Below are 24,342 nucleotides of genomic sequence, written 5' to 3'. Positions count from 1 at the left end.
GGGGTCGTCAACCGGCCCGGGAGCGCAGACCCCGCGCCAGGGCGGGGATCATCACCGCCGCCGGCACGAGGTGCAGCGCGACGAGGGCCGTGACGGTGGCGGCATCACCCCCGGAGAGCACTGGCGGGACCAGCGAGATCGCGGTCAGCGTGCCGGCCGTCCAGACGAACCGTTGCGCGGGGCGCGCGCTCCACCGGAGCAGAGCGACGGCGATGAGGATGCCGACGACCGAGAAGAAGCCGGTCACCACGGCGAAGCCGGACAGCGGGATCGTCTCGCCGCCGTCGGGGATCTCGAAGTCGACGCCGACCGCCCGGGCGAGCGCGGCGGCGAGGGTGGTGGCCACCACCGCGGCGAGCGCGGCGGCGAGGCCTACGCCGACGAGCCCACGGACGCGGGTGTGGCCGGCCCGGCCCGCCGCCGGGGCTGCGACGAGCCCGGTGTCATTCGTGCTGTCCATGTCGATCCTCCATCGTTCGGTATCTAGCGCAGGGGTGGTGCCGGAGGGGACGGCCACGCGCACCTCGGCCGCGCGACACGTGCGCCACCGCGCAGCGTGAGCGTCCACACCGGGACTACTCGGTGTCGTGTGCCGGCAGGCTCTCCGGCAGCCCGAGCCGCGGGAACTGGTCGCCGTGGAAGATGGTGATCTCGGTGATCGCACCGCCGGTGATGCGCAGGACGTCGATGGTCAGCGGCAGGTACGCCCCCTCCCGCTCGCGCCGGTGGTAGAAGGCGACGGCGGGTTGCCTGTTGACCGAGGTGGGGACGGCACGCAGTCCCGTCATCTCCCCGAAGCCGCCCTCGGTCCAGTCCCTCACCACGGCGTCGCGGCCGACGTGCAGGCCCGGGGTGGGCGGCATCGAGCAGCGGACGTCGTCCCGCAGCATGGTGGTCAGCGTGGGGATGTCCGTTGCCACGCTGGCGTCGGTGAAGCGACGTACCAGCTCACGCGTCCCCGCGTCCTCCTCGCCGCCGGACCAGTCCTGCCGCTCGGTGGGCAGGTGCTCCCGCATCCCGGCGCGGGCCCGCTGCAACGCGCTGTTCACGGAGTTGACCGAATCTCCGAGCAGCTCCGCGACCTCCTTCGCCGGCCAGCCGAGCACGTCCCGCAGGATGAGCACGGCCCGGGGGCGCGGCGCGAGGTGCTGGACGGCGACCAGGTAGGCCAGCTCGATCGTCTCCCGGGCTACGGCGACCGCCTCCGGCTCGTCCGCGTCACCCGTCGCCAGTTCGTCGAGCAGCCGGTCCGGGTACGGCTGAAGCCACAGCACCTCCCCGCCCTTGGCGGGCTCGGGCCGGCGTTTGGCGAGCAGGTCCAGGCAGGCGTTTGTGGCGATCCGGTACAGCCAGGCCCGGAACGTCGAGCGACCCGCGAAGGTCTCCCGCCGCCGCCACGCCCGCAGGAACGTCTCCTGCACGGTGTCCTCGGCGTCCTCGAACGACCCGAGCATCCGGTAGCAGTGCACGTGCAGCTCCCGCCGGTGCCGCTGCGCCAGCCCCGAGAACGCCGACTCGTCGACCTCGCCCAGCTCCCCCAGCCGTGTGTCCGCGCTCATCACGTCATCCTTCCGCCTCGTCACGTCCTGTCGTAGGTATGACGGGCGCCGGCGCGACAACTCATCACCAACGGCGGCGGCGGAATTTTCGGTCGACGGGGTGCTGTCGGGTGACGAGTGGGTATCGGTAGGCGATGAAGTCCACCTGGAAGCCCCACGAGGAACACGGAACCCTGTCCGAGAAGGAGAAGCGCGAGCTGCCGGCGAGTGTCTTCGCGTTTCCCGACAAGCGCAAGGAACCGCTTACCGACGCCGCTCACGTCCGCAACGCCGTCGCCCGGTTCGACCAGGTGCAGGGCGTCGACGACGAGGAGCGCGATCTGGCGTTCCAGAACATCCTCGCCGCCGCCGCGCACTACGGAGTCGACGTCGTGGAGACCGACTGGCACCAGCTGGGCCGCCGGCCCCACACGCCGAATCCCGCCCACTGAGCAGCTCGACCAGGGCGTGGGCAGCTTCAGGTCGTCGCGTGTCGGCGTCAGAAGGGGGGCGCGTCCTCGCCCATCAACGCCAGCACGACGCCTCCCTTGCCGCTCTTGAGGCCCTGGACCACGACCCTGCCGGTGCTGCCGTCGGGCAGCTCCAGGGTGAAGGTCTTGCCCACCGCGTTCTTGGGACCGTTGCCGGCGCTGTTGGCGGGTCGGAAGTCACCTGCCCAGGGCGGGACCCCACCCCTGCGGGCGGGTTCGGCGAAGAGAGCGGCGGTGCCGGGGGTCCGGGTGCCGTCGGAGGCGAGAAGCACTGAGGCGCTGCGGTAGGTAGCCATATGCGCCACAGGCTATCCCGGACCGCGCTCCCCGAACAGGCTAGTTTGCTCGGATGAGTCTCCTCGATGACGTGGGCAAGCGTGACGGTTGGCGTTGCTGGGTGTGCGACGAGCCGGTCGACGCCGACATTTCGGTGAACGATCCGCGTGGTCCCAGCGTCGACAGCCGTACCGCCGACAGGAAGGCCAAGGTCACCGAGCGGCTCGCGCACCGTGCCTGCAACTCGCGCAAGGGGGCGGTCAAGGTGGTCATCGCCTGGCCGGACCGGCTGCACGTGGTGGAGCCCGCACCGCTGGTCACCGTCGCCGAGCGGCTCGAACGCAAGGGCGGTCGCGAGCTGGTCGCCCGCTGTCCGAGCAGGAAGGACGCCCAGGAGGCGGCGGACTGGCTGGTCGACCGGTTCTCCCGGCTGGTACCGGGCCTGCCGGTGACCGCAAGCGTCGACGCCGGTGGCGGGCAGTACCTCGTCGCCCTGGCCGCCGGCCGCCGCTGACGGGGGCGGTCCCGGCTGGCGACCGGCCCGGTGTGACGACCGGGCCAGGTCGGCTGTCGTACCCGGCTGCGAGGCTTGCGGCCATGGCGACATTCGTTCTGATCCACGGTGGCGGCGGCAGCGCGTGGGACTGGCATCTTCTGGTGCCGGAGCTGACCGACCGCGGCCACGACGTGGTGGTTCCGGAACTGCCGATCGAGGACCCGTCGGCGGGGTTCGCCGAGTTCCGCGAAACGGTCGTGAACGCGATCGGCGAACGGAGCGACCTTGTCGTCGTCGGCCACTCGTACGGCGCGTTCACCGCGCCCCTGATCGCCGACGAGTTGCCGGTGCGGCTGATCGTCCTGCTCACGCCGATGATTCCCAGGCCCGGCGAGAGGCCCGGAGACTGGTGGGACAACACCGGTTACCAGGGCACCGAAGGGCTCAGCGAGGAGCAGCAGTTCTACAACGGCGTGCCGGCCGAGATCGTCGCGGAGGCGGCGGCGCACAACCGGGACCAGGTCAGTGCCGAAGGCGACGAGCCGTGGCCTCTGGACGCCTGGCCGGACGTACCTACGAAGGTCCTCATCGGCCGTGCGGACAGGTTCTTCCTCCCGGACTTCCAGCGCCGGGTGGCCGCCGACCGGCTCCAGGTGACCCCTGACGAGATCGACGGAGGCCACGCGGTGCCGCTCAGCCACCCGAGGCGACTCGCCGACCGGCTGACCTCCTACCTGCGCTGACGATGCCAGCGGTCCCGCTGTGACACGGGCACCGGAGATCACCTGGTTGGATCGGCGACGTTGATGTGGAGGGCATGATGGCGCGTAGGGCGATCATTTTTCACGGGACCGGCGGCAACCCGGACGTTTGCTGGTACCGCTGGCTGGCGGGGCGGCTGGAGGCCCGAGGCTACGCCGTCGAGGTCCCGCACCATCCCGGCATCAACGACGAGCCGATCGCCACGTTCCTGCCGAAGGTGCTGGCGGGGCACACCTTCGACGAGGACACGGTCCTGGTGGGTCACTCAGGCGGCGCGGCGCTCCTCCTGGCGCTCCTGGAGCATGTGGATGTCACGGTCGCGCAGGCGATCCTGGTCGCCGGCTACTGCACCCGGCCCAACACCAGCGAAGAACCGGTCCTGCAGGAGAGCTACGACTGGGCCGCGATCCGGTCGCACGTGCGGGACATCTTTTTCATCAACTCGCGCGAGGATCCGTACGGCTGCGACGAGCGGCAGGGACGCGCCATGTTCGAGCGGCTCGGCGGCACCCAGATCGTGCGCGACGACGGGCATTTCGGCGACTACGACCAGCCGTACGAGCGGTTCGAGTTGCTCGACCGGCTCATCCCCTGACGTGCGCCGCTGCGCGGGCCAGCCCGACCGGCCCGATGTCGTCGCCGGGGCACGACGGCGTACGGCGCACTGCCAGAATCGGTACGTGGCGAACGTCTGGTCCGGTGTGACGATCGATTGCGTCGACCCCGAGCGGGTGGCCCGATTCTGGAGCGGACTGCTCGGTCGCGAGCCCGGTCCGTCGCAGGAGGGCTGGGTCTACCTCGGCGAGCGAGGCGACCCCCAGCCGCGACTGGTGTTCCAGCCGGTGCCGGAGCCGCGGACGGGCAAGGTGCGGGTACACCTCGACGTCACGGTCGATGACATCGACGACGCGATGACGACGGTCGCCGATCTCGGGGGCCGGTTCACAGGTGAACGGCACGACTATGACGAGGGCGTGGTCGTCGTCATGGCCGACCCCGAGGATCACGAGTTCTGCCTCGTGCAGTACTACGACTGACGGCTCCGGGGTCGCGCCCGCACCGATCAGCCCGAGGGCTTACTCCTCCGGGACGCGCGGCCCGACCTCGCCCCGCTTCAGATGCTCCGCGTTGCGGTCGGCTTCGCTGTCGGCGTGGGCGGCGCCGGAACCCGGGTCCGTCGTCCGGCGGCCCTCGGCGTCCTGGTACACCTGGCCGGTTTCCAGGGCCCTCTCCTGCTGACTCTGCTCAGGCGTGGTCATGGCACCACATCTACCCTCCGGGGGCACCAGCAAACGGTCGCCGGCGCCTGGAGCGCACCCGCGTGCCGAGGGCCGCCTCAGCACCCTGTGGTTGTCGGGGAGCCGGCAGTCTTCGGGCGACTGCCTGCTCGAAGCGTTCCCAGGCGGCCCGGGTGAAGGGGTGGGCCCCGTCGAGAATCAGGTCGGCGACGTACCGCGCCTCGTCGCGTGTGCGGGCCGCCTCGGCTGGGGTGATCCATTCGCTGTTGACGGCGTCGTCAAGTTCGTCGTCGTCGGCGAAGCCGACGGTCCGGCCGTGCCGGCTGAGCCTGGGGCGAGGATCGGTGCCGCAAGGCGTGTCGTCGTCCGGCAGGTGCCAGAGGTCCAGTTCGAGATCGACGAAGCTCCACACGTTCCCGCTTCGTGTCACGGGCCGGCACAGGTCGATGGTGATCGCGGTCCAGGGCGTGTGCCGCCAGGCAGCTACCCAACCGCCCTGATGTGGTGCGAAGTACAGGACGGGGCAGCCTGGTGCCTCGGGGATTCCGGAGAAACTCGTCGCCTCGCGGCCGTCGGCCCACCGACCCGTGTAGAGGGTGCCTTCGGGATGGAACAGCCAGGATCCGACCTCGTCGTCACCGAGGTGATAGGCGAGCCAGCTGCCCTCGTTGCCGTTGAGCTTCTGCTTCACGAGCTTCAGGACGCGGGGCATCGCCCGAGACTAGGCCACCACGGCGTGAACCTGCGTGGTCGAAAGGACCCGCTACTGCCAGTGGGTTTGGCGGCCGTACTAGCGGGCGGCGGCCCGGGCGGCCGTGTCGATGAGGTCCGCGACCGGGCCGGGCTGAGAGACCGCCACGGCGTGGGACGCGTCGATCTCGACAGTCGTCGATCCAGCACGCTCAGCCATGAACCGTTGCAGGTCCGGCGGAATGCCCAGGTCCTGGGTCGTGACCAGGGTCCAGGAGGGGATCGTCTTCCAGGCGGTCTTTGTCACGCTCTCCTGCTGGGCCTGGTCGGTGGGCGGTCGCTGGGTCACCGCCATCAGCGCGGCGGTGTCCGGGTCGACGTCGGCCGCGAACACCGCCGGGTACTTGTCCTGATGGATGTACTGCTCCATGGTCGTGCCACCGCCGTCGACGGGGATCGGCAGCATCTTGATGGAGGTGCCGAGCTGGCTTCCGGGGTACTTGGCGATCAGATCGAAGACGCTCTCCCCGACCTCGGGGCTGATGCTGGCGATGTACACCAGAGCCTTGACGTTGGGGGCGCCATCCGCGGCCTCGGTGATCACTGATCCGCCGTACGAATGGGCCGCCATCACGACCGGCCCGGATATGGCGTCCACAACAGACCGGACGTAGGCGGCGTCCTTCTGCACACCCCGCAGCGGGTTCGCGACGGCCATGACCGGGTAACCCCGGCGCTTGAGGTGGGCGATCACCCCGTTCCAGCTCGACGAGTCGGCGAACGCGCCGTGTACGAGAACAATCGTGGGCATGTCAGAAGCGGCGTTCATCTGGCATTCCTTTCGAGGGGCCCCGGCTGCCCGCTGAATGCGGTAGCGCGGGCCGGACGACGGTGATGTTCGACGGCGTCTCGCTGGCGGCCGCGTACCGGCCCCCACTTTCGGCAGTGGGAGCCGTGCGGCAGCATCAGTATCAAGGCCGGTCAGACTGTCTGTCAGCGAGATCCGCGAAGCCGGTGGCAGGGCACGTGGCCCTCCGTCAACGGCCGTATGTCTCCAGCAGCCGCAGCCAGATCTCACTGACGGTGGGGTACGCGGGGACCGCGTGCCACAGCCGGTCCAGCGGGACCTCGCCGACGACGGCGATCGTGGCGGCGTGGATCAGTTCCGCGACGTCCGGGCCGGCGAGGGTGAAGCCGACGATCACCTTCCGGTCCTCGTCGACGATCATGCGCGCGTGGCCACGGTAGCCATCGGCGTGCAGGGAGGATCCGGCAACGGCGCCGAGGTCGTAGTCCACGACCCGGGTCCGCAGTCCGGCCGCCTCGGCCGCGGCGGCGGTCAGTCCCACCGACGCGATCTCCGGGTCGGTGAAGATCACCTGCGGCACCGCACGCTCATCGGCAGTGGCCGCGTGCCGGCCCCACCTGCCGTCCTGGACCTCCTGGCCCTTCGCCCGGGCCACGATCACGTCGCCCACCGCGCGTGCCTGGTACTTGCCCTGGTGCGTGAGCAGCACCCGCCGGTTCACATCACCCGCGGCGTACAGCCACTCCCCGCCGCCGACGACGCGTAACGTGTCGTCGACCGCCAGCCAGGCACCCGGCGCCAGCCCGATGCTCTCCAGGCCGATGTCCCGGGTGTTCGGCGTACGACCGATCGCCACGAGAACCTCGTCGGCCTCCACCCGACCGCCGTCGGCGGTGGTGATGTCGACGGTTCCGCTGTCGTCCCGGCGGACGGAGACGGCCTCCGCGCCGATGCGTACCGACACACCTGCCGCGCGCAACGAATCGGTGACCAGCTCACCCGCGAACGGCTCCACCGACGGCAACACACCGTCGCGGGCCAGCACCGTCACCGACGATCCCAGGGCGGAGAACGCGGTGGCCATCTCGGCCGCCACCACGCCACCACCGATGATGGCGAGCCGGCGGGGAACCGACCCGGCAGAGGCCGCCTCCCGACTGGTCCACGGCGCCGCCTCCCGAAGGCCTGGGACATCCGGCAGGAGAGCGCTGCTCCCGGTCGCGACGACCACCGCGTGTCGCGCGGCCAACCTCGTCGTGACACCGTCGGCGCCGGTCACCTCGACGACCCGGGCGGAAGCGATCCGCCCCTGGCCGCGGTGCAGCGCGATCCCGGCGGACTCCAGCCAGGACACCTGCCCGTCGTCCTTCCAGTGCGACGCGAAGGAGTCCCGGCGACCCAGCACCGCCGGCACGTCCAGGTCACCCGTCACCGCCTCCCGGGCACCCGGCACCTGCCGCGCCGCCCGCAGGACGGATGCGCTGCGCAGCAACGCCTTGGTCGGCATGCACGCCCAGTACGAGCACTCGCCGCCCACCAGTTCCCGCTCGACGACGGCAGCGGTCAGGCCGCCCCGCACGACCCGGTCGGCGACGTTCTCCCCGACCGGGCCGGCGCCGATCACGACGACGTCGTACTCGATGGTGGTGGTCATGTCAGTTGCCCTTCGCGCCGCGGCCGAGGCGCAGGGCGGCGATGAGGAAGAAGATGGCGCCGGGGATGGCGTAGCCTGCCGCGTTGGTCAGCGACGGGTTGTCCGCGGAAGCAGCGACGATGAAGGACCCACCGGCCAGCACCGAGATGCCGCCACTAATGATCATCGGCCACTGCCCGCCCATCCGGCGACGGGTGACGCCCACGGCGAGCTGGACCAGACCGGCCACGACCGCCCAGGCGCCCCACACGCTCAACATCGCAGGAATGCCGGACGCGGCGGCGACACTCACGCCGACGGCGGCGATCAGACTGACCGCGATGTTCACGTAGAGCAGGGCCGGCGTGCCTGTGGTGCGCGACGAGCGGAGGTCGTAGATGGCGGCGCCCACGTCGAACAGCGGGTAGAGCACGAACAGCACCACCGTGAGGGGGCTGATCTCCGTGGCGGTCGCGATCGTCACGAGTGCCCACACGATGGCGAACGCGAAGCGGACGAAGTACAGCCGGCGCAGCGCGGCAGCGGTGTGGGACATGCCCGTCGAAGAAGCGATGGTGGTCACGATGACCCTTCCGGAAACCTAGGAGACCGAACGTTCTGTCGTGTTCAGCATGGCCATGCCGACGCCATTTCACAAGACCGACCGTTCTATCTCCCTGAGTGACCTGCGGCACAGCACGGGCGGCCATCCGCGAGACGCATCAGACCGAACGTTCTATCCGGTAACGTGGTGGCATGGCACGCGGCGACACCGACACCCGGCCCTCCGAGGCCCGACAGCGTCTCCTGTCCACGGCGACCCGGATCTTCTACGCCGAGGGCATCCACTCCGTGGGCGTCGACCGGATCATCGCCGAGGCGAAGGTGACCCGGGCCACCTTCTACAGGCACTTCCCCAGCAAGGAAGACCTCATCCTCGCCTACCTGCGTGAGGTCCACGAGATGGAACGCGGCAGGGTCGACGCGGCCATCGCCGCCAACCAGTCGGCGGTCGACCCCCTCCTGGAGATCGCCGGCTCCGTCGCTGAGCACATCCAGTCCCCCGGGTTCCGCGGATGCGCCTTTCTCAACGCCGCGGCGGAATACCCGGACGCCGACAATCCCGTACGCCAGGAGATCATCGCCCACCGGCGGTGGTTCCTGGACACGCTCACCACGCTGATGGCCCAGGTCCACCCGGAGACGGCGGATCCCGCCGCGCGCCATTTCGTCATGCTCCGCGACGGCGCCATGGCAGCCGGATGCCTCTTCGACCCGTCCCTGGTGTCCGACACCTTCCTGTCGGGGGTCGAAGGACTGCTGCGAATCAACACCGAGCGCCGGGCGAGCGACTCCACCCGCTCGTGACGACGACGGGGTCAGGCCTCCGAGTCGCGATCCCCTGACGTCTCCCCCGCGACAGGTGAGGCGGGGACCTCCGCCGGCCGTCCCCGACTCCGCCGCGCGTCCAGGAGCGCGACCAGGGCCAGCACGCCTGCCACCACGCTCAGCCCGACCATCGGCGCCCAGCGGGCCAACGCCGGCGTGACCAGCAGCAGCGCCACCAGGCCGACCAACCGGGATCGGGTGACCCGGCCGAAGATCTCGTGCTCCAGCCGTGCGCGGGCGACGAGGAAGAGCATCGGACCGCCGACCACGAACAGGAGCCAACTGGGCCGGGGCGGTCCGAACGGGTCGTCGATCACCAACTCATAGCCGACCGACGTGACAAGCACGCTGAGCACGATCAGCAGATGCGTCCGTTCCGACATCGCGCCCAGCCGGCCGGGCGTACCCGACCGAGCCAGGGCCTCGGTCAGCAGCAGACCGGCGCGGTGGAAGTAGATCCGCCAGAGCAGCGCGCTTGTCATGAACGCGACGGCGAAGGCGGCCGCCCGCAGGCCGGAGTAGTCGGCGCCGCCGAAAACCGTGCCGAGGACCAGAATCGACTCACCCAGGGCGATGAGAACCATCTGCTGGTACCTGTCGGCCAGATGCGTCCCGGCGATCCGCCAGCGGCCGATCCTCGAAGCGCCGAGCCGGGGCAGCGGCCAACCCAGGGTCCAGGCGAGGTAGTCGACAGCGAGGGCCACGGCCCACAGCGACAGGCGGAACCGGTCCGGTCCCAACGCGCCGACCAGCCACAGCGGCGTGGTCGCGGCAGCCCACACGGCAAGCCGCAACGGCACTCTCCGTCGTGGATGGCCACCCAGCGCGGCGGCGACCACCAGCGGCCGCACCACCATCACCATCAGGTACGCGGCCACGAACGGCACCGCCCGCTCCTCCATGGCGCGTGGCAACGTCACCGCCATCACCAGACCGGCGAACATGGTGCCGACCACTACCGCCTGGACGACCGGCTGCTCCGGCTCGTAACGGCTGGTGATCCAGGCGGTGTGCGACCAGATCAGCCAGAGCGCCAGAAAGAGCAGCAGCGTACGAGCGAACCCCTCGGCGAGCGCCCAGCCGGTGTCGTCGCCCAGGCCGGCGAATCGTTGCGATACCCGGGTGAGGGCCACCACGAACGCCAGATCGAAGAAGAGCTCCAGGAACGTGGCCCGGCCCGAACTCTCGGGAGGACGCAGCAGTACGGCACCCCGCCCCGCCGCCATCGACCGCCTCCGTCCCACCCCTCGTCGCCCAACGATCAGAGGTCGGCGGGGTTGCGTCAGCCAGCCCGCGGTCAGCTCTGCGGGCCCACCTGCCGCCCGGCGTCGACGAGGTTCTCGCGCAGGAGGTCCAGGAACCTCCCACACCAGGCCTGCACCGTCGAGCTGTCGAACAGGTCGGTGGAGTACTCGACCACGCCACGCAGGCCGTCGGCGAACGGCGTGACGACCATGGAGAAGTCCCGGCGGGCGCAGCCGAGCCCCTGGTCCGTCACCTGCACCGTCAGGCCGGGCAACTCGACCTCGGGTACGCCCGGATTCATCCCGAACAGCAGGGTGGCCACCGGCGGCGTACCGGCGTGCCACTCGGGATCCACCGCTGCGTAGATCGCGGGCAGGGGCGCCGGCTGGTGCCGGATCGCGTCGAGGAACGCCCGCTCGGTGCCGGCCACCAGCTCGGTGAAGGACGTCGCGGCGGCAAGCGGTGGCCGCAGCAGCAGAGGACTGGTGAACAGACCGACCACCGACTCGAAGGTCCGGTCGTCGCGGTGGGCGTAGGGACAGGCGAGCACGATGTCGCCGCTGCCGGTCAGCTCGCGCATCAGGCACGCGTAGGCCGCCGCCAGCACGGGGAAGATCGTGCTGCCACTGCGGGCGGCGAAGCGTGTCACACGCGCGGTCAACTCGGCCGGGACGTCGAAGGTGAACTCCTCGCCGTGACCCGACAACCGCGCCGGCCGCGGCCGGTCCGTGGGTAGCGCCACCGCGCGGGGAGCGCCGTCGAGCTGACGTCGCCAGTACGCGAGCACGTCAGGCGCCACAGGCGTGGCGCGCTGCCGGCGCGCGTACTCCAGGTAGGTGGTCGGGGGTGGCAGCGGGATCGTCGCGTCGCCGCGCTCGGCGGCGTACCCGCGCCCCAGTTCGTCGAGGAGCTGGAGCATCGACCACCCGTCGCCGTTCAGGTGGTGCACGACGAGCATCAGCACCAGGGTCTCGTCGTCGACCCGGGCCAGTCGGGTCCGGAGCCAGGGGCCGGCATCGTCGGGGAAGGTCTCCCGTCCGACGCGTAGGCACCACTCGTCGACCTGGTCCGCGCGGAGGTCGACCACGGGCAGGCCCACCCCGTCCGCCGGCAGGACCTCCTGGATCAGCTCACCGTCGCGCTCCACCAGGCGGGTCCGCAGCGCCTCGTGCCTCGCGACGAGCCCGTCCACCGCGCGTCCGAGAGCGGGCAGGTCGGGTCGGCCGGTGAGATCCATCCGCACCGCCATGTGCACGGCCGGCGGATTGGGCGCCTGACGCTGGCGGCGCCACATCAGCTCCTGCTGGTACGTCACCGGCGCCCGGTCCACGACCGCGTCGCCACCCTTCGGCGACAGGGCCGCCGCCAGGTCCCGGATGCCACGGCTGCGCAGCACCTCGTGCACGCTCACCGTGACCTCGCCGAGCGCGGTCAGGCGGTTGGCCAGACGGACGGCGGCGAGAGAGTGGCCACCGGCCGCGGTGAAGGGAACGTCCACCGACAACCGGGACACCCCCAGCTCAGCGCACCACGCATCGTGGACGAACCGTTCCTGACTCGTGCGGGGCGGCTCGTCGGCGGGCGCGGCGGCCGGCGCCGGCAGGCGGGCGGTGTCCACCTTGCCGGTGTCGGTGGTGGGCAGCGCGTCAAGCAGCACCCAGGCCGCCGGCATCAGATGCGCGGGGAGCCGATCAGCCAGCAGCGAGGCGAGCCGCGCGGTCCGGGCGCCGGCCGGCCCGTCGGTCTCGTCGGTCACCACGTACGCGGCCAGGTAGGGGTCGTCGCCCCGGTCGTGGCGGGCGATCACCGCCGCCTGCCGTACACCTGGCAACAGTGCCAGTTCGGCGGCGGCCTCGCCCGGCTCCACCCGGTGCCCGGAGATCTTGACCTGGTCGTCCCACCGGCCGACGAATTCGAGGGTGCCGTTTCCGCGCAGCCTGACGAGATCGCCGGTGCGGTACATCCGCTCGCCGGGCTGGTGCCGGTCCGGCACGAACGCCGCGGCGGTGTCGGCGGGTCGCCCCAGGTAGCCGCGCGCCACACCGGCGCCGCTCACGTACAACTCCCCCACCGCGCCCGGTGGCACCGGAAGGCCCTCGGGGTCCAGCAGATGCAGCCGCCTGTTGTCCACGGCGGTGCCGATGTCGACGGGTCCGTCGCCGGCCGGCGACACGGGGCCGGCAGTGGTGACGATGCTGCACTCGGTCGGCCCGTAGGCGTTGATCACCTCCGCGGGGAAGCCGGCGGGCGGGCGACGCCGCAGCTGGCTGCCCCCGACGACGAGCGTCCGGAGAGTGGCGGGCGCGGCATCCGGTAGCGCGAAGACCAGCTCGGCCAGGGGCGCCGGCAGCAGCGCCACCGTGACGCCGTGCCGGGACCACCAGTCGACCAGGGCAGCCGGGTCCGACCGGACCTCCGCCGGGACGAGGTGGACGGTGGCGCCGGCGGCGAGAGCCGGGTGGATCTCGGCGAGGTTCGCGTCGAAGCCCAACCCCATGCCGTGCGCCACCGTGTCGGCAGGAGTGAGCGCGAGCGCCCGCACATGCCAGGACACCGTGTCCACGGCGGCCCGGTGCGGCACCAGGACCCCCTTGGGACGGCCTGTGGAACCCGAGGTGTACACGCACCAGGCGAGGTGCTCGGGGGCGGGCACCCGCGAGGGCGGCGGCAGGTGCGGATTGACCGGCTCCTCCACGAGGACGTACGCCACCTCCCTCGGGTGGTCGACCTCGGCGGTGGTGAGCAGCAGCCGTGCGTCGCTGTCGGCCAGCAGGGCACCGACGCGCGCGGTCGGCAGCGCCGGGTCGAGGGGGAGGAACCCGGCACCGGCCATCAGGACGGCGAGCTGCGCGGCGACGAGTTCGGGCCGTCGGGGCAGGAGCACCGCCACGACGTCGTCCGGTCCCACCCCGGCCGCGGCGATCCGGCGGGCCAACAGCTCGGCCCGCCGGTGCAGCTCCCGGTACGTCCACCGGGTCTGGCCGCAGACCACCGCGACGGCGTCGGGCGTGCGGGACGCCTGCCTGACGAACGGGTCGTGCAGCCGTTCGGCGAGCGGTTCGGTGCGCGGCCCACTGAGCTGCCCGGCCGGCGCGTCGAGGCGTGTCGCCAGGCGGGACAGCGGATCACCGGGCTGCCGGGTCGCCTGGTCGAGCACCCGCTGGACGTCGTCGAGGAACCGCCGCACGGTGGTGCGGTCGAACACCTCGGTCCGGTACTCGACGTGGCAGTGCACGGTGTCCCGGTGGGACAGGTAGACGATGAGGTCGACGGGCGCCTTGTCCAGACCGACCCGCAGGGGCGTCGCCGTCACCCCGGGCAGGTCGAACGTGAAGAGTTCGTCGCCGTTCTCGTACTCGACGACGACGTCGAAGAGCGGATGGTGTCCGACCTGCCGGTCCATGGCGAGCGCGTGGACCAGGACGTCGAACGGGACGACGTGGTCGTACCCGTCGACCGCGCTGGCCTGGATCCGCGCGACAAGGTCCCGGAAGGTGGGGTCGCCGGTGAGGTCCAGTCGCAGCGGCACCGTGTTGACGAAGAACCCGATCAGGTCCTGCGAGTTCTCGTCCCGTCCACTGGTGCCGGTGCCCACCACCAGGTCGGGCTGGCCGCTGTACCGGAACAGCATCACCCCGAACGCGCTGAGCAGCGTGCTGAACGGGGTCACCCCCTCGGCCCGGCTGAACCGTCGGATCCGCTCGTCCAGGTCGGCCGGGAAGTCCACGAAGAGGCTCTCACCGGCGGCCGACGGGACGGCCGGCCGCTGCCGGTCGGACGGCAGGACCAGGGTCGGTGGCGGCGGGTCGAGCTGGTTCAGCCAGTAGTCGAGGTGCTTGTCGGGCTCGTCGGCGGCGGCACGGGCCCGCGTGAGTTCCGGATAGCTCACCGGCAGCGGGGGCAGGGACGGCGTCCGGCCGGCGACCCGGGCCTGGTAGCACGCCGACACCTCCCGGGTCAGCACGGCGTACGAGCCGCCGTCGGTGGCCAGGTGGTGGAACGCCATCACCAGCACGTGCCGCGTCGGGGAGAGGCGCAGCAGCTCGAAGGTGAACAACGGGCCCTCGACGAGGTCGAACAGACGCCCGCTCACCGAGGCCATCGCCTCCCGTACGACTGTCTCCTCGTCGGCTCCCACGTGGTCGCGTACCGGAATGGCGACCTCCAGTCGCGGGTGGACGATCTGGCGGGGCTCCCCGTCGATCTCGCGGTAGGTGGTCCGCAGCGGGGCGTGCCGGTCCACGACGTCCTGCACCGCGTCGCGGAACGCGACCGGGTCGAGCGTGCCGTGCAGCCGCACCGCGGCGCCCTCGGTGTACGCGGGGGTGCCCGGATGGGTCTGTTCGGCAAGCCACAGCCGCCGCTGCCCCGGGGACAGCGGTGCCGTGTCGACCACCTCGGCGGTGGGTCGGGACTCCCGGCGACGGGTGGCCCGGCGCAGCGTGTCGATGACCGGCAGCCCGTCCCGGACCGCCTGCGCCGGCAGGCCGAAGTCGACGAAGCAGGCGATCTCGTCCGCGCCCGCCGCGAGGATCTGGTCCAGGACCGGCCGGCAGCTCTCCGGTGACCCGATGAGGGCCCGCTCGTCGCAGTACCGCTCGTACGCGCGGGAGAGCACGAACCGGACGTCGTCGTCGGGTGTGTCGGCCAGGTCGATGTTCATCCCGAGACTGTTCACCACCTGCCCGAGCAGGCTGAACGACGAGCGCAGGTACGCGCAGAACGGCTCGAAGGCCGTCGCGCGGGCCCGCTCGGCATCGTCGTCGAGGTACGTGTGCATCAGCACCACTACCCGGCCGGCGTCGGGGTCGAGCCCGTGCTCGGCGCGGGTGCGGCGGTACAGGGCGATGTTCTCCGCCAGCCGCGCGACGTCCTGCGTCATCAGGTTGGTCACCACGCCCAGGCCCCGGCGGGCGGCCTCGCGGTAGCTGTCCGGGTTGCCGACGATGGCCGTGAAGATCGGCGGCTCGGCCTGCACCGGACGGGGGAAGAGCCGGACGTCGATGTCCTCGCCGGTGCCGGAGCGGGCCTGGACGGCCTCGCCACGCCACAGCCGCCGGACGGTGTCCAGGTTCTCGTACATCACCTGCTTGTGGCGGCGGAAGTTGTCCGGGTAGAAGACGAAGTCGTTGGCGTGCCAACCGGGCGCGCAGCCGAGACCGACCCGGCCACCGGAGAGACGGTCCACCATGGACCACTCCTCGGCGACCCGGATGGGATGGTGCAGCGGCAGCACCACCGACCCGGCGTTGAGCCGCAACCGGCGGGTCCGCACCGCCAGGGCGGCGGCGAGCACCGACGGGTTGGGGAAGATCCCGCCGAACGAGTGGAAGTGCCGCTCGGGCAACCACACGGCGTGGAAGTCGTGCGCGTCGGCGAACTCGGCGGCGTCCAGGATCACCTCGTACGAGTCGGCCCGGCCCTGCTCGGCGTAGTCGCCGAAGAAGTAGAGGCTGAAGTCGACAGCGTCGGCCGGCGCCGGTTGCGGGGCGATAGCCGGCCGCGGAGCGACCACGGGCTGCCGGGCGACCAGGGGCTGCGGGATAGGCGCGGGCTGCGCCGGTGGCAGCGGTTGGGCCGGCGGTGCCGGTGTCCCGCCCCCGAGCAGGGCGAGCTGGTCCCGCATGAGGTCGAGCTGGCGGTTCACGACGGCGACCAGGTCGGCCGACACCTCCCCGGGGCCGCCGGGCAGCGGCGTGGCCGCGTCCGCCGGTGGCCCTGCGCTCGCCGGTGGGGGCGTGCCGTTCGCGCGCGCGGTCGCCGGGTCGGCCGCCACCGGCCCCGGCGAGGACGCGGTCGACGGGACGGGCACGGTCGACGGGACCGGCGGACGCGCCGGGTTCGTCGCCGGTGAGGCACCGCCGACCACCGCCTCGGCGAGCCGGCGGGGGGTGCCTACCGCGCCGAACAGGTCGCGTACCGGCATCCGTACGCCGAACGTGTTGTTGATTTCCCGGGACATGGTCATCAGGAGCAGCGAGTCCGCGCCGGACTGGAGGAACGTCTCGTCCGGGTCGATCTCGGTGGCGTCCACGCCGAGCCGCTCGGCGGTCAGGGCCAGCACCCGCGTGAGCGCTGCGTCCACCGCCGGGTCGAGCTGCCCCTCCCGGTCGGGCGCGACCGGCGGAGCTGCCGCGACGGCCTCGGCCGGTACGCCAGCCGCCGACGGCGGGGTCTGCTCCACAGGTCCTCGTTTCTCGGCCCAGAACCGCCGCCGCTGGAAGGGGTAGGCCGGCAACGACGTCCGCCGGCCGCCGCAGTCGGCGGTGAGCGCCGCCCAGTCCACCCCGACTCCGCCGACGTGCAGCTCCGCGACGGCCTGCCAGACCCCGTCGACGGGTGCCAACTCCCTGCGCTGCGACGGCACCCACCGCAGCTCCGACCCGGCGCCCCTGGCGATCCCGCTCAGCACACCGTCCGGTCCCGCCTCCACTACCGTCGCGACGCCCTGCTCGTGCAGGGTGCGCACCGCGGCGTCGAACAGGACCGGCCGGCGGGCCTGGCGACACAGGTAGTCGACGTCGGGCAGCCAGCCCGCCCGCCGCACCTGCCCGTCCACGGTGCTGACCACCGCCACCCGGGTCGGCCGTACCGTGACCCCCTCGACCACGCGCCGGAACCTGTCGAGCACCGGTTCCACTGCCGCCGAGTGGAACGCCCGGTCGACCGACAGCGGACGGGTCACCGCAGCGAGCCGTTCGGCGCGGACGGCCAACGCCCGCACCGCCTCGGGTGGCCCGGAGACCACGTACTGCTTCGGACCGTTGTGGGCGGCGACCTCCACCTCGCTCCCGGCGACCAGCTCCCGTACGACGTCCGCGTCCGCGAGCACCGCGAGCATCGCGCCGGGCGGCATGTCCTGCTGCATGAGCCGGCCACGATGGGCGGTGAGCGTGACCGCGTCGGCAAGCGACAGGGCGCCCGCGGCGACGAGTGCGGCGTACTCCCCCACGCTGTGCCCCACGAGGCAGCCGGGGTTCAGCCCCCAGGACCGCCACAGTTCGGCAAGCGCCACGCCCGTGACGACGAGGGCCGGCTGCGCCACGTCGGTCGGACGGGTGCCGGCGCCCGGCCGCTCGCGCAGTCGGGCGACCAGGTCGCCGCCGACCGCCCGCCGGTACGCCTCGGCCCCCTCGTCGAGCACCTGTCGGACCACAGTGAAGCGATCGGCGAGGTCGAGGACGACCCCACGGAGATCCCCCTGGCCCGGGAAGGCCAGCGCGACCGAGCCGGGCGTCTCCGCGCCGGCCTGCCCGACCCGCACCCTGCTGTCGTCGACGCCGCTCAGGTAACCGTCCAGGGCGTCGGCCAGCGCGGCGGTGGAGTTGGCGCGGGCGACCAGGCGGTGTCGCAGATGACGGCGGGCCCGGGCGGCGGTCGAGACCACGTCCGCCATCGGCAGCTCCGGCTGACAACGCAGCCGGTCGCGGTATCGGGCGGCGAGTTCCCGCAGCGCGCTCGGGTCGGCGGCGGAGAGGGGCAGCAGTCCCGGCGCCGGTTGGCCCGGGGACTCACCGACCGGGCGGGGCACCGGCGGCTGCTCGACGAGCAGGTGGGCGTTCGTGCCGCCCACCCCGAGCGCGCTCACCGCCGCCCGGCGCGGGTGGGAGGCCTGCGGCCAGTCGGTGCGGTCGGTGACGATCGTGAACGGGCCGTCGGCCAGCTCGATCGCCGGGTTCGGCCGGGTGAAGTTGATCTGCGGGGGAATCCGGCCGTCGCGGACGGTCAGGACCGCCTTGATCAGACCGGCCATGCCGGCGCAGCTGTCCAGGTGGCCGATGTTGGCCTTGACCGAGCCGAGGATCGGCCGGGCGTCGCCGTACACCTCGGCCAGGGCGTGGTGTTCCACCGGATCGCCGAGGGCGGTGCCGGTGCCGTGCGCCTCGACGTAGCCGATCGACCCGGCCGGCACCGCCGCGACATCCAGCGCCCGTCGGGCGACGTCGACCTGGCCGGACACGCCGGGGGCGGTGAAGCCGACCTTGCCGGCGCCGTCGTTGTTGACAGCCGAGCCGAGGAGCACCGCGTGGATGCGGTCCCCGTCGGCGAGGGCGCGGTCGAGCGGTTTGAGGACCACCGCGGCGACACCGTTGCCCCCGACCGTACCGTCGGCGTCGGCGTCGAACGGTCGGCAGCGCCCGCGGGACGACAGGATGGACCCGGGAGTGGCCCGGTAACCGGTCACCTGCGGCACGTGCAGCGCGACGGCGCCAGCGACGGCCAGATCCGCCTCCCCGTCGAGCAGGGACCGCACCGCCAGGTGCACCGCCACCAGGGAGGTCGAGCAGGCGGTCTGCACGTTGATCGCCGGCCCGGTCAGCCCGAGGCGGTAGGCGATCCGGGTGGCCAGGAAGTCGGGCTGGTTGCCGAGCGCCGCCCCGATCGACGCCACCGGATCGGCCGACCCGGTGAACTCCCCGAGCTGGTGCCGCAGGTAGTTGTGGTGCGGGTACAGGTTCATCCCGCTGCCCGCGTAGACGGCGGTGCGAAGACCGGGGCCGTCGCCCGGGTGCCCCGCGTCCTCCAACGCGTGGTGGCACGTCTCGAGGAACAGTCGGTGCTGCGGGTCCAGCATCTGGGCCTCCCGCGCGGAGATGCCGAAGAATGCCGCGTCGAAGCCTGTGATGTCGTCGAGGGTGCCGCTCGCGGCGACGAAGTCGGGAGCGGCAGCCGTCTCCGGCGGAACTCCGGCCGCCACCAGTTCGGCGGGGGTGAAGAAGCGGATGCTCTCCACCCCCGCGAGCAGGTTGGCCCAGTACCGCTCGACGGTGTCCGCACCGGGGAACCGCGCGGCCATGCCGATCACCGCGATGCGCCGGTCCCGTGTCTTCGCCTCGATCGGCGCCGGTGACGGCGCGCCGGGGGTGGCGGCGAGATGGGCGCTGAGCGCGTGGACCGTGGGGTGGGCGAAGAGCGTGGGCGCGGAGATCCGGCGGCCCAGCGCCTGCTCCAGGCGGGACCGGAGCCGAACCATCTCGACCGATCCGACGCCCAGCTCGTAGAACGGCACACCGGGGTCCACCGCAGCGCCGGTCAGGTCGGCGAGGATGTCGGCCACCAGGGCCCGTACCTCCGCGTGGCCGGGCGCGGCGGGCAGCGCGCCGGCGACGGCGGCGTCCGCGCCGTCGCGGCCCGGCGTAAGGAACTCCCCGGCCACGTAGCGGCGGCGCAGCGCCGCGCGCTGGATCTTCCCGCCCGAGGTACGCGGGAACTCGTCAGCCGGCACCGCGAGGACCGCCTCAGGCGTTACCTGCCAGCGCCGGGCCACCACGGACGTGACGCCCCGGACCACCCGTTCGACGGGCACGTCGGTGTCGTCGGGGACGTAGAAGACCACAAGCGCCTCGGTCCCGGTGCGGGGATTCGAAACGCCCACCGCGGCGGCCAGACCGGCGCGTACGCCGGGCACCTCGCCCACCACCCGTTCGACCTCGTGGCTGGGGAGGTTCTGTCCGTTGAGGATGATCAGATCCTTGGCGCGTCCGGTGATCGCGATCTCCCCTTCCCGCATGAACGCGAGGTCGCCCGTGTCGAGCCAGTCGTCTCCGCCCGGGAACGCGAGCCGGGACGCCTCCGGATCGTCCAGGTATCCGCGCGTGACCCGGGCCGAGGTGATCTGGAGGCGGCCGATGCGACCCTCGGGGAGCACCGTGCCGTCGTGGTCGACGATCCGCATTGTGGTTCCCGGGGCGGGGCGTCCGACGGACAGGTACTCGGTGACGGTCTCCGGGGCGTCGTCCTCGGTGGCCCACTCCAGGTCACCGTCCAGACTCGAGGTACGGAGGCGGTGCCGGGCGCCGGGCGCTGCGTAGCGGGCGTAGGTGATGCCTGTGGTGGTCTCCGACATGCCCCAGGCGGGACGCACCGCCGCCACCGGAATCCCGCTGACCGCCAGGAACGCCTCGATCGTCTCCGACAGGCACTGTTCCCCGCCGCTGACCAGGCATCGCACGTCGCGAAGGTCCCACCGCCGGTCCGGCGTACGCGCGACCGCGTCGGCCACCAGCCGTAGCCCGAAGTTCGGTGCCCAGCTGTGCGTCACCCGGTGCCGCCGCATCAGCTCCAGCCAGCGCGGCGGGTCGGCGAGCACGATCTCGGTGGCGACGTGCACGGTGCTGGCCCCGAGGAAGATCCCAGCGACGTGGTAGAGCAGCAGGCCCGCGGAGTGGTCCAACGGCAGCCAGTTGAGCAGGACGTCGCTCGGGCCGATGTCGAGCATCTCGCGGGCGCCGACGGCGTTCTCGGCGAGCGCCCGGTGGGTCAGGGGCATGATCTTGGGGGTGCCCGTGCTGCCGGATGAGAGCTGCAGCAGCGCCACCGCCTCCGGGTCGTCGGCCGGTTCGATCCGGCCCGCCTCGCCGAGGGACGGCCCCTGCCGGCGGTCACCCCCGGCAGTCAGCTCGGACGCCGCCACCACCCGGTCCCGCACCGCCAGGCGGGCGAGCACCTCGTGGTCGTCCGTGCCGCCCACGACGAGCGGCTCCCCGAGCCGGCGCCAGGCGTGCAGGAGGGCGCCCACACCCGGGGCGTCGGCGTCGTAACCGCCGAGGGCACCCACGGTCAGCGGGATCATGCCCCCCAGCACGCAGCCGGCGAAGAGGGGCCAGTACTCGGCGCCGGACGTGATCCGCAGGATGACCGACGAGCCCGCCCGCGCCCCGTGTGCCCGCAGACCGGCCAACGACGCCTCTGCCCTGGCCAGCAGGCTCGGGTAGTCGAGGAACTCCTCGCGTCCGTCCGCGTCCACCACCTGGATGCCGCTGCCGGGGAAGTCCCGGGCCGCCCGGACGAGCGCCTCCCCCAGGGTGCGGGGGTGGGCGGCATCGTCCGGCACGTCCGGGCCGGAGCTGATCGCGGGAGGTCGGACGGACGGTGCTGGGTTCACGGGGCAACCTCGACTTTCTGTACAGCGGGTCGGTGCGGCCGGGGGCGGGCGTGGGCGATGACGAACACGACTGCGGCGACGAGCGCCAGCCCGTGCGCGGCGGCGACCACCGGGAGCGGGGGAAGTTGGTCGAGGGCGAAGGCGCCGACGACCATCCCGAGGCCGAACCCGGCGTTCTGCGCGGCGCCGGCCAGGCCGAACAGCTGGGCCCGGCGGGACGGATCGACCTGTTGCAGGCGGGTGGTGTAGGTGATCTCGGCGTAGCCGTCCGCCATCCCGGCCATGAGCACCACGACGGCCAGGAGCCACAACGGTGGGCCGGTGAAGGCGAGGATGAACAGCATCGACATCGCGCAGGTGGCGATCCCGAACGCCGTCGGGGAGGCCCGACCGGCGTCGCGGTGCCCGGACGCGCGGGCGAACCAGCGGCCGACGACGAGGCTGCCGACCGCCCATGCCGTGGTGAACAGGGCCGCGAACGACGCGGGCGCGTCGGGGTGGGTCAGACTCGCGTACACAGGTAGCCCCACGTTGTGCGACGCGGAGCCGAAGGCGTCGGCGGCCCGGACCGCGATCATCGCCAGCACCACCGGGGCGAGCCCGGACAGCGCCCGCGAGAGGCGCGGGCCGGGCTGGTGGCCGGCCTGTCGCGCCCGCGCCGGCGCGGCCGCCGGGCGCCAGCTCCCCACCCTGGTCAGCAGGAGCGCGGACACAGCGAAGGAAGCCGCGTCGACAAGGAACGCGGCGTGGTAGCCGAGCAGGGTGACCAGAAGGCCCGAGGTCCCGAAACCGAGCAGCATGGCCGTCGAACGGCCCGTGACGAGGTGCGCGTTGGCGCGGGCCAGCCCTTCGGGCCCGACCAGGTCGGGCAGCCCGCTGCGCAGCGCGACACCCCACTGGGCCTGGCCGGCGCCGAGCACGACGGCGAGCCCGTAGAGCACCGCCAGTTTCGCTCCCACCGGGACCACGACCAGCAGCACGAGCATGGCGGCCGACACCACGTCCGCGGTGACCATCAGGCCGGTCCGGGTGTACCGGCCGACGAGAACTCCGGCGACCGGCGCCATGACGACCCCGGCAGCCAGACGCACGGCCATGAACAGCCCGGTCTGCACTGTGGATCCCGTGAGGTCCAGAGTGAACAGCCCCAGCGCCACCATGTTGAGGAAACTGCCGTAGGTGGACGAGGCCTGTGCGGCTATGACGAGGCGAAGGGGCCGCGCCGTGCGGACCCCCATCGTTGGCAGGCGCAACCTGATCCGCCCTCACGCCCGTCGCGGCGAACCCACCGCCGCCATTAACACGCGATTCTCGCATTCCGTCGAAATGACCGAAAGAGCGCGGATCCCGCGATGCACAATGGGCCTGGTCGGAGCAATTTCCGCCACGCCACGACGACAATAATAATAGATGGCGCTCATTAACTATCAGCTCCCCCCGCAGAACGAACGTAACGTTTTGCAAGGTGCACGTCAAGGTCCACGCCATCGACGACCGCCACGCTCGGCGTTCGTCATTCGTCGCATGACCGCTTCAGATCCCGCAGATGACGCAGGCCGTGCAGGACCGTCGAGTCGGGCAGACCGAAGTCGATGAGGCACGCGACCTCGTCCACACCTGCCGCACGTAGCTCCTCGATGCGCTGCCGCCCGTCCCTGACCGTCCCGAACAGGGCGCCGTGCGCGAAGTAGCGTTCGAAGGCCCGCTCGAGCACCTCGTCCATCAGCTCTTCGAGCAGGGCGGGATCGAGGTCCTCGTCCACCAGCGACGTACGCGACATGAGGTCCAACGAGCTGCGCAGGTACTCCTTCATCGGCGCCCGCACCAGCGAGCGCACCTCCGCGCGGGAGGTGCCCAGCAGGGTGTGCAGCATGACCACCACGTTCGGCTCGGTGGACGACTCCTTTGCCGCCCGACGGTAGAGGGCGATCTTCTCCGCCAGCTCGTCGATGTCCTGGTCGAACAGGTGGGTCAGGAGACCCGTACCGAGCCGTCCGGCGGACTCGAAGGTCTGTCGACTGCCACCGGACGTGAGCCAGATCGGCAGTTCCTTCTGCACCGGCCGCGGATGCAGCAGCACCTGACGGGTCTGCCCCTTGCCGTCCACCACCGCGGCGGGTTCGCCGGCCCAGAACGACCGCACCTGCTCGACTGTCTCCGCCACCACCCGGGCCCGGGTGTCGTACGCCTGGGGGCTGAAGGCGAAGTCGACAGGATTCCATCCGGGGGCGAAGGCGATCCCCACCCGCCCGCCGGACAGGTTGTCGACCATCGACCACTCCTCCGCTATCCGCAGCGGATGGTGCAGTGGCGCCACCACGCTGCCGGCGCGGATCCGCACCCGGGTGGTGACCGCGGCGATGGCGGCGCCGGTCACCGACGGGTTCGCGTAGGGCCCTCCGAAGGCGTGGAAGTGCCGCTCCGGCGTCCAGACCGCCTCGAACCCGTTCTCGTCGGCGAAACGCGCACCGTCGATGAGCAGCCGGTAGAGACCCTCGTCGCGCGCCTCGGCTCCATCGGCGAAATAAAAGATGCTGAATTTCATGCCCATGGTCACTCCCGACCCAAAGCAGTCAACTGCGTGAGTGCGCGCCGGTCGACTTTTCCATGCGCAGACAGGAAGATGCCGGAACCGGTTGGCGTCGGTCCATGATGGCGCGGGAATTGCGGGGGCGCTTGCTCATGGTTGCTGCCCACACCAGCGCCAGACCGAGAGGCACGACGACGCGGGAGCACGGAATTCGCCCCCTGCGGCAATTGGCGAGAAGCCACGCATTCCCGGGAGTCAGCACCATTCGAGGGCGGCGGAATGCCGACCGGACCTCACCCTGGCGACGACACCGCGCGTCCTCGTACCCGCTTTCAACGGACGGAGCACTACCGATGGCGGA

18 protein-coding genes are annotated in these 24,342 nt (G+C 71.9%); 6 read left to right on the top strand and 12 right to left on the bottom strand.

Features of this window, described 5'->3' with window-relative positions; translation table 11 throughout:
• Positions 1-7: 7 nt before the first annotated feature.
• Both ACZ6N8_RS19745 and ACZ6N8_RS19740 read right to left on the bottom strand, forming a co-directional pair.
• A complete protein-coding gene (locus ACZ6N8_RS19745) occupies positions 8-460 on the bottom strand; it encodes a DUF6069 family protein (protein WP_466011736.1) in 453 nt (150 codons plus the stop codon).
• 115 nt (positions 461-575) lie between these two features.
• Positions 576-1,559 carry an RNA polymerase subunit sigma-70 gene (locus ACZ6N8_RS19740; RefSeq protein WP_466011734.1) on the bottom strand — a complete coding sequence of 328 codons (984 nt, stop codon included), beginning with the start codon at positions 1,557-1,559 and terminating at the stop codon, positions 576-578.
• A 134-nt stretch (positions 1,560-1,693) separates the two neighbouring features.
• Between ACZ6N8_RS19740 and ACZ6N8_RS19735 the strand changes: the two genes are divergently transcribed.
• A complete protein-coding gene (locus tag ACZ6N8_RS19735; RefSeq protein ID WP_357980946.1) occupies positions 1,694-1,990 on the top strand; it encodes a DUF6582 domain-containing protein in 297 nt (98 codons plus the stop codon).
• Positions 1,991-2,037: 47 nt separating this feature from the next.
• On the opposite strand, the gene ACZ6N8_RS19730 is transcribed toward ACZ6N8_RS19735, so the two are convergent.
• A complete protein-coding gene (locus ACZ6N8_RS19730; RefSeq protein ID WP_387123328.1) occupies positions 2,038-2,325 on the bottom strand; it encodes a hypothetical protein in 288 nt (95 codons plus the stop codon).
• A gap of 53 nt (positions 2,326-2,378) precedes the next feature.
• On the opposite strand from ACZ6N8_RS19730, the gene ACZ6N8_RS19725 reads away from it, so the two are divergent.
• The 4 genes from ACZ6N8_RS19725 to ACZ6N8_RS19710 all read left to right on the top strand — a co-directional run bounded on the left by ACZ6N8_RS19725 (position 2,379) and on the right by ACZ6N8_RS19710 (position 4,600).
• Positions 2,379-2,819, top strand: a complete 441-nt coding sequence (locus tag ACZ6N8_RS19725) for a hypothetical protein (protein WP_466011732.1) — start codon at positions 2,379-2,381, stop codon at positions 2,817-2,819.
• A gap of 83 nt (positions 2,820-2,902) precedes the next feature.
• Positions 2,903-3,544, top strand: a complete 642-nt coding sequence (locus tag ACZ6N8_RS19720; protein WP_466011730.1) for an alpha/beta fold hydrolase — start codon at positions 2,903-2,905, stop codon at positions 3,542-3,544.
• 77 nt (positions 3,545-3,621) lie between these two features.
• Complete coding sequence (locus ACZ6N8_RS19715; protein ID WP_466011729.1) at positions 3,622-4,158, top strand: RBBP9/YdeN family alpha/beta hydrolase; 537 nt, start codon at positions 3,622-3,624, stop codon at positions 4,156-4,158.
• 85 nt (positions 4,159-4,243) lie between these two features.
• Complete coding sequence (locus ACZ6N8_RS19710; RefSeq protein WP_466011727.1) at positions 4,244-4,600, top strand: VOC family protein; 357 nt, start codon at positions 4,244-4,246, stop codon at positions 4,598-4,600.
• A gap of 39 nt (positions 4,601-4,639) precedes the next feature.
• On the opposite strand, the gene ACZ6N8_RS19705 is transcribed toward ACZ6N8_RS19710, so the two are convergent.
• From ACZ6N8_RS19705 to ACZ6N8_RS19685, 5 genes are all read right to left on the bottom strand, one after another.
• Positions 4,640-4,822, bottom strand: coding sequence for a ribonuclease (locus ACZ6N8_RS19705; RefSeq protein WP_466011726.1), 183 nt, complete (start codon positions 4,820-4,822; stop codon positions 4,640-4,642).
• 10 nt (positions 4,823-4,832) lie between these two features.
• A complete protein-coding gene (locus ACZ6N8_RS19700) occupies positions 4,833-5,513 on the bottom strand; it encodes a DUF402 domain-containing protein (protein ID WP_466011724.1) in 681 nt (226 codons plus the stop codon).
• A 78-nt stretch (positions 5,514-5,591) separates the two neighbouring features.
• Entirely contained in the window at positions 5,592-6,320 is a 729-nt protein-coding gene (locus ACZ6N8_RS19695; protein WP_466011722.1) for an alpha/beta fold hydrolase, read from the bottom strand.
• 208 nt (positions 6,321-6,528) lie between these two features.
• Positions 6,529-7,953, bottom strand: a complete 1,425-nt coding sequence (locus tag ACZ6N8_RS19690; protein WP_466011720.1) for a dihydrolipoyl dehydrogenase family protein — start codon at positions 7,951-7,953, stop codon at positions 6,529-6,531.
• A 1-nt stretch (position 7,954) separates the two neighbouring features.
• A complete protein-coding gene (locus tag ACZ6N8_RS19685) occupies positions 7,955-8,515 on the bottom strand; it encodes a hypothetical protein (RefSeq protein ID WP_466011718.1) in 561 nt (186 codons plus the stop codon).
• A 173-nt stretch (positions 8,516-8,688) separates the two neighbouring features.
• Between ACZ6N8_RS19685 and ACZ6N8_RS19680 the strand changes: the two genes are divergently transcribed.
• The gene (locus tag ACZ6N8_RS19680) at positions 8,689-9,300 is read left to right on the top strand and encodes a TetR/AcrR family transcriptional regulator (protein WP_466011716.1); all 612 of its coding nucleotides are present in this window, start codon (positions 8,689-8,691) and stop codon (positions 9,298-9,300) included.
• Between the two features lie 11 nt (positions 9,301-9,311).
• On the opposite strand, the gene ACZ6N8_RS19675 is transcribed toward ACZ6N8_RS19680, so the two are convergent.
• The 4 genes from ACZ6N8_RS19675 to ACZ6N8_RS19660 form a co-directional block, all read right to left on the bottom strand.
• A complete protein-coding gene (locus ACZ6N8_RS19675) occupies positions 9,312-10,547 on the bottom strand; it encodes a low temperature requirement protein A (RefSeq protein WP_466011714.1) in 1,236 nt (411 codons plus the stop codon).
• Positions 10,548-10,618: 71 nt separating this feature from the next.
• The gene (locus ACZ6N8_RS19670) at positions 10,619-21,451 is read right to left on the bottom strand and encodes an amino acid adenylation domain-containing protein (protein WP_466011712.1); all 10,833 of its coding nucleotides are present in this window, start codon (positions 21,449-21,451) and stop codon (positions 10,619-10,621) included.
• Positions 21,448-22,689, bottom strand: coding sequence for an MFS transporter (locus ACZ6N8_RS19665; RefSeq protein WP_466011710.1), 1,242 nt, complete (start codon positions 22,687-22,689; stop codon positions 21,448-21,450). Before ACZ6N8_RS19665 ends, ACZ6N8_RS19670 begins: the two co-directional genes overlap by 4 nt.
• Before the next feature lie 275 nt (positions 22,690-22,964).
• The gene (locus tag ACZ6N8_RS19660; RefSeq protein ID WP_466011709.1) at positions 22,965-24,002 is read right to left on the bottom strand and encodes a MupA/Atu3671 family FMN-dependent luciferase-like monooxygenase; all 1,038 of its coding nucleotides are present in this window, start codon (positions 24,000-24,002) and stop codon (positions 22,965-22,967) included.
• Positions 24,003-24,342 lie beyond the last annotated feature (340 nt).

Source organism: Micromonospora sp. NPDC047521, from assembly GCF_055587305.1.
Note: the sequence above shows the minus strand (reverse complement) of the source record. Positions and strands in the feature narration are given on the sequence as shown.

Bases quoted from the DNA above. Each gene is read 5' to 3' on its own strand.
- ACZ6N8_RS19745 (WP_466011736.1), bottom strand. From the start codon at position 460: ATGGACAGCACGAATGACACCGGGCTCGTCGCAGCCCCGGCGGCGGGC.
- ACZ6N8_RS19740 (WP_466011734.1), bottom strand. From the start codon at position 1,559: ATGAGCGCGGACACACGGCTGGGGGAGCTGGGCGAGGTCGACGAGTCG.
- ACZ6N8_RS19735 (WP_357980946.1), top strand. From the start codon at position 1,694: ATGAAGTCCACCTGGAAGCCCCACGAGGAACACGGAACCCTGTCCGAG.
- ACZ6N8_RS19730 (WP_387123328.1), bottom strand. From the start codon at position 2,325: ATGGCTACCTACCGCAGCGCCTCAGTGCTTCTCGCCTCCGACGGCACC.
- ACZ6N8_RS19725 (WP_466011732.1), top strand. From the start codon at position 2,379: ATGAGTCTCCTCGATGACGTGGGCAAGCGTGACGGTTGGCGTTGCTGG.
- ACZ6N8_RS19720 (WP_466011730.1), top strand. From the start codon at position 2,903: ATGGCGACATTCGTTCTGATCCACGGTGGCGGCGGCAGCGCGTGGGAC.
- ACZ6N8_RS19715 (WP_466011729.1), top strand. From the start codon at position 3,622: ATGGCGCGTAGGGCGATCATTTTTCACGGGACCGGCGGCAACCCGGAC.
- ACZ6N8_RS19705 (WP_466011726.1), bottom strand. From the start codon at position 4,822: ATGACCACGCCTGAGCAGAGTCAGCAGGAGAGGGCCCTGGAAACCGGC.
- ACZ6N8_RS19700 (WP_466011724.1), bottom strand. From the start codon at position 5,513: ATGCCCCGCGTCCTGAAGCTCGTGAAGCAGAAGCTCAACGGCAACGAG.
- ACZ6N8_RS19695 (WP_466011722.1), bottom strand. From the start codon at position 6,320: ATGAACGCCGCTTCTGACATGCCCACGATTGTTCTCGTACACGGCGCG.
- ACZ6N8_RS19690 (WP_466011720.1), bottom strand. From the start codon at position 7,953: ATGACCACCACCATCGAGTACGACGTCGTCGTGATCGGCGCCGGCCCG.
- ACZ6N8_RS19680 (WP_466011716.1), top strand. From the start codon at position 8,689: ATGGCACGCGGCGACACCGACACCCGGCCCTCCGAGGCCCGACAGCGT.
- ACZ6N8_RS19675 (WP_466011714.1), bottom strand. From the start codon at position 10,547: ATGGCGGCGGGGCGGGGTGCCGTACTGCTGCGTCCTCCCGAGAGTTCG.
- ACZ6N8_RS19665 (WP_466011710.1), bottom strand. From the start codon at position 22,689: ATGGGGGTCCGCACGGCGCGGCCCCTTCGCCTCGTCATAGCCGCACAG.
- ACZ6N8_RS19660 (WP_466011709.1), bottom strand. From the start codon at position 24,002: ATGGGCATGAAATTCAGCATCTTTTATTTCGCCGATGGAGCCGAGGCG.